Below are 4164 nucleotides of genomic sequence, written 5' to 3'. Positions count from 1 at the left end.
ATTCTAAGACATCTGAAATGCAGATGTAATATCTCCAAACTAATCACCTATCACTTTGCTATCCTCGACGATGCTTGGCTGTTAAACTAAGCCATCAGCTAAATGAGGTAGACTTTCATGAAAGAATCGGTTTCATTGCAAGCATTTAATACATTTGGTTTGAGAGCAAAAGCTCACCAAATAAAAACTGCAAATAATAAAGATGAGCTTTGTACATATTGGCAAAATGCCCATGAGCAGAAATTGCCAACTCTTATTCTAGGTGGCGGTAGCAACGTATTATTTACAGAAGATTTTAATGGTATTGTTATTCGCAACTGTATTGCTGGTATTGGAATTACTGAGGATGAACAATATTGGTCTGTCCATGTTGGTGCTGGCGAAAACTGGCATGCACTTATTGAATATCTGTTAGAAAAAAATATCTATGGACTGGAAAATTTAGCGCTGATCCCAGGAAATGTGGGCTCAGCACCAATACAAAATATCGGCGCTTATGGCAAAGAATTAAAAGATATTTGTGCTTATGTGGATATTATTGAATTAAGTACTGGGCATGTTAGTCGATTGACAAATGAAGCGTGCCAATTTGGTTATCGTGATAGTATTTTTAAACATCATTACCAGCAAGGCTTTGCGATTATTGCTGTTGGCTTACAGCTTAGTAAAAAATGGGAGCCTATCCTTACCTATGGTGATCTATCAAAATTATCATTAGAAACGGTAACGCCAAAAGATGTGTTTGGATCTGTGTGCGCTATGAGAACGAGTAAACTACCCGATCCTACCATAACAGGCAATGCAGGCAGCTTTTTCAAGAATCCAATTGTTGATATTCGTATTGCACAACATTTAAAAGCAGAATATCCCTTCTGTCCTCAATATGTTCAACAAGATGGTGTAAAACTTGCTGCGGGTTGGCTAATTGATCAATGTGGCCTTAAAGGCCATCAGATTGGTGGTGCGGCTGTTCATATGAAGCAAGCACTTGTTCTCATCAACAAAGACGGTTTAGCTACAGGCAAAGACATTGTTAATTTAGCGGCATATATACGCCAAAAAGTCTTCGAGCGCTTCGGCGTACAATTAGAGCCAGAAGTTCGCTTTATTGGTCAACATGGCGAAATCAATGCAGTGGATGCTATTTCATGAAAGAAACACCTACTCCTTTATTATTAATTGAGCTCCTTGCTGACGGAAATATCCATTCAGGGGAGCAACTAGGCGAAAGCTTAGGAATGACACGCGCAGGCATTAATAAACATATTCAGACATTACGCAGTTGGGGTATTGATGTTCAAACTGTCGCAGGAAAAGGTTATCAACTAGATGCCCCTATGAATTTGTTAAATGTGAATAGTGTAAACAAGAACATCAAAGGTGAACCTGCAAGCGTTATTCCTGTTATAGATTCTACAAACCAATACTTAATCCAACGTATTAGCGAATTAAAATCGGGTGATGTCTGTATTGCTGAATATCAGTCTGCTGGACGAGGTAGAAGAGGGCGTCAATGGATCTCGCCTTTTGGTCGAAATTTATACTTGAGTATGTATTGGAAACTCGATCAAGGACCTGCTGCTGCAATAGGATTGAGTTTAGTTGTCGGTGTTATTATGGCTGAAGTTTTGCAAAAACTTGGCGCAGATGGCGTTAAAGTTAAATGGCCTAACGATCTCTATTTAAATGATAAAAAGCTTTCAGGCATTCTTGTTGAGCTAACAGGAAAAACAGGTGATGTTGCTCATATTGTCACAGGTATTGGTATCAATATCGCGATGAGTAAAAATCAAAATGAAGCCATTAACCAACAATGGATTAATTTAGAGCAAGTTGGTATTAAAATTGACAGAAATGAACTTGCTTGTGAAATTACAAATGCATTAAGAGATGCATTTGTTCAATTTGAAAAACAAGGGTTATCTGTGTTTATCGAGCGTTGGAAACGTTTAGATAATTTTATGGATCGCCGAGTGAAGCTTATTATTGGTGAAAAAGAGATCTTTGGTATTGCCAAAGGTATCAATGATCAAGGTGCTCTACTTTTAGAACAAGATGGGAAAATCATACCTTATATAGGTGGTGAGATTTCACTGAGAAGTGCGTCGTAATACCTTAAATTGCATCGAACATCTAAAAATAAAAAGCTTTCCTAAACTGGAAAGCTTTTTATTTCTCAATACTATTTTTTAATAACTAAAACATAATAATACGTAGATAAAACACTGATAATTGTTTAGATTTATTTACGTAATCTAACATTGGTGATCGTATGATTTTGGCCTTTGGTTAGAATAAGACTCGCTCTTTCTTTCGTAGGCAGAATGTTTTGTTTCAAATTCAAACCATTAATTTCTTGCCAAATTGAAGACGCTATTTCAATAGACTCTTCTCTGCTTAATTTAGAGTAATTATTAAAATACGATTCAGGATCAGTAAACGCACCTTCTCTAAATTTTAAAAAGCGACTGATATACCAGTGTTTTAGTAATTCTTCTTCAGCATCAACATAAATGGAGAAATCTACATAATCTGATACGAAAACATTATGTGGGTCATGAGGATAATCCTGATTGCTCTGTAATACATTCAATCCTTCAAGGATCAAAATATCAGGTTGTTCAATAACCTGTTTTTTATCTGGAATGATGTCATACACTAAATGAGAATAGACAGGGGCTGTTACTTGTTTCTTGCCTGATTTTATATCAGAAACGAAGGAGACAAGACTATGCATATCATAGGATTCAGGAAATCCTTTTTTTTTCATTATTCCGCGTTTCTTTAACTCTGCATTAGGTAAAAGAAAGCCGTCAGTAGTAATTAAATCAACTTTACGATGTTCTGGCCAACGGGTTAAAAGTGCTTGTAGCAAACGAGCTGTGGTACTTTTGCCAACAGCAACGCTACCCGCTATACCAATAATGTAGGGGATTTTGGCGCTTCTTGTTCCAAGAAACTGCTCTAAGACGGCTTGACGACGTAAGTTAGAACTTATGTAAAAATTGAGCAATCTTGAAAGAGGAAGATAAATCTCAATTACATCATCAATAGAAATTTCTTCGTTAATCCCTTTTAAATCAGCAATCTCTTTTTCGGTTAACGTTAAAGGAACGGAATCTCTTAACGTTGCCCAGTGCTTTCTGTCAAATTCTAAATAAGGGGTTATAAAGCGTTCTTTGTTATTCATAAGCCAACATCTGCCTAGTATTCGCAGGTTGGACAGGCTGTTTAAAACACCCGTATCCGATAAAAAATAAACAGCATCATAACGAGTGATGACTCTTAGGCGTAGATATTTTTTAAATTTTTTCTACTTTTTTTGACACGAACTGAATAAATCTGTAAAAAAAGTATAAAAAATAGTCATGAAAATAATTTTTTAGCGTAGACTAACAAGGGCGCAATCAATCTTTTTTCTAAAAATTTATTGATGGTTAATAAATTTGGGGCTGGATAGATAAATTAGCTTGCTAATCTATTATGAATTTTTGTTGGCATTTTGGTCGTTTTTTTCCTAAAAAATCAACAATTCAATCAAAAATGAACAAAATCTAAGCAAAAGAACAAATATCGCAATTTTTTTGTTGCATCATGATGAAAGTCCTCCTAGAATGCGCACCACTTAGCCGGCATAGCTCAGTTGGTAGAGCAACTGACTTGTAATCAGTAGGTCCCGAGTTCGACTCTTGGTGCCGGCACCATTAAAAATTAGGTTTGGTGGGATACCCAAGCGGCCAAAGGGAGCAGACTGTAAATCTGCCGTCACAGACTTCGAAGGTTCGAATCCTTCTCCCACCACCATTAATTCCTAACTTAAGTGTTTTCAAATAGTAAACACTTAAGTAGAATACAAAGCTGATTTTAAGTCAGGTAGCCGAGTTCTGCGGGCATCGTATAATGGCTATTACCTCAGCCTTCCAAGCTGATGATGCGGGTTCGATTCCCGCTGCCCGCTCCAGATGTGCTGATATAGCTCAGTTGGTAGAGCGCACCCTTGGTAAGGGTGAGGTCGGCAGTTCGAATCTGCCTATCAGCACCACTCCTTCATGTTCTTGCCTCCCTGATTAAAATCTTAACAAGCACTAGCAAATCGCTAATTTACTTACTGCTTGGTTGATGTGGTGTAACCACCGATTCCGTGTCTTAGAGGGACAATTTAAA

The 4164-nt window shown here is 37.2% G+C and carries 3 protein-coding genes and 4 tRNA genes; 6 read left to right on the top strand and 1 reads right to left on the bottom strand.

What is annotated here, in order from left to right; genetic code table 11:
* The first annotated feature begins 117 nt into the window (after positions 1–117).
* Both murB and birA read left to right on the top strand, forming a co-directional pair.
* Positions 118–1152 carry a UDP-N-acetylmuramate dehydrogenase gene (murB, locus tag JEP71_RS17390; RefSeq protein ID WP_198626674.1) on the top strand — a complete coding sequence of 345 codons (1035 nt, stop codon included), beginning with the start codon at positions 118–120 and terminating at the stop codon, positions 1150–1152.
* Positions 1149–2111: a bifunctional biotin--[acetyl-CoA-carboxylase] ligase/biotin operon repressor BirA gene (birA, locus tag JEP71_RS17385; RefSeq protein ID WP_198626673.1), complete on the top strand. Its 963-nt coding sequence runs from the start codon at positions 1149–1151 to the stop codon at positions 2109–2111. The genes murB and birA overlap by 4 nt, the downstream gene beginning before the upstream one ends.
* A 131-nt stretch (positions 2112–2242) precedes the next feature.
* Here the strand turns inward: birA and coaA are convergent, their stop codons facing one another.
* The gene (coaA, locus tag JEP71_RS17380) at positions 2243–3190 is read right to left on the bottom strand and encodes a type I pantothenate kinase (protein ID WP_088494065.1); all 948 of its coding nucleotides are present in this window, start codon (positions 3188–3190) and stop codon (positions 2243–2245) included.
* A gap of 438 nt (positions 3191–3628) precedes the next feature.
* Between coaA and JEP71_RS17375 the strand changes: the two genes are divergently transcribed.
* The 4 genes from JEP71_RS17375 to JEP71_RS17360 all read left to right on the top strand — a co-directional run bounded on the left by JEP71_RS17375 (position 3629) and on the right by JEP71_RS17360 (position 4042).
* Positions 3629–3704, top strand: a tRNA-Thr gene (locus JEP71_RS17375).
* A gap of 15 nt (positions 3705–3719) precedes the next feature.
* Positions 3720–3804: transfer RNA gene (locus JEP71_RS17370), tRNA-Tyr, on the top strand.
* A gap of 82 nt (positions 3805–3886) precedes the next feature.
* Positions 3887–3961: transfer RNA gene (locus JEP71_RS17365), tRNA-Gly, on the top strand.
* Between the two features lie 5 nt (positions 3962–3966).
* Positions 3967–4042, top strand: a tRNA-Thr gene (locus JEP71_RS17360).
* The last annotated feature ends 122 nt before the right edge of the window (positions 4043–4164 follow it).

The sequence above is a fragment of the Proteus sp. PR00224 genome (assembly GCF_016238105.1).
Lineage (GTDB): Bacteria > Pseudomonadota > Gammaproteobacteria > Enterobacterales > Enterobacteriaceae > Proteus.
The sequence above is the reverse complement of the archived record's forward strand: the minus strand, read 5'-3'. Positions and strand labels throughout refer to the sequence as shown.

What these genes read in the sequence shown, in the direction of transcription:
- murB (WP_198626674.1), top strand. Translation starts at nt 118, where the DNA reads ATGAAAGAATCGGTTTCATTGCAAGCATTTAATACATTTGGTTTGAGA.
- birA (WP_198626673.1), top strand. Translation starts at nt 1,149, where the DNA reads ATGAAAGAAACACCTACTCCTTTATTATTAATTGAGCTCCTTGCTGAC.
- coaA (WP_088494065.1), bottom strand. Translation starts at nt 3,190, where the DNA reads ATGAATAACAAAGAACGCTTTATAACCCCTTATTTAGAATTTGACAGA.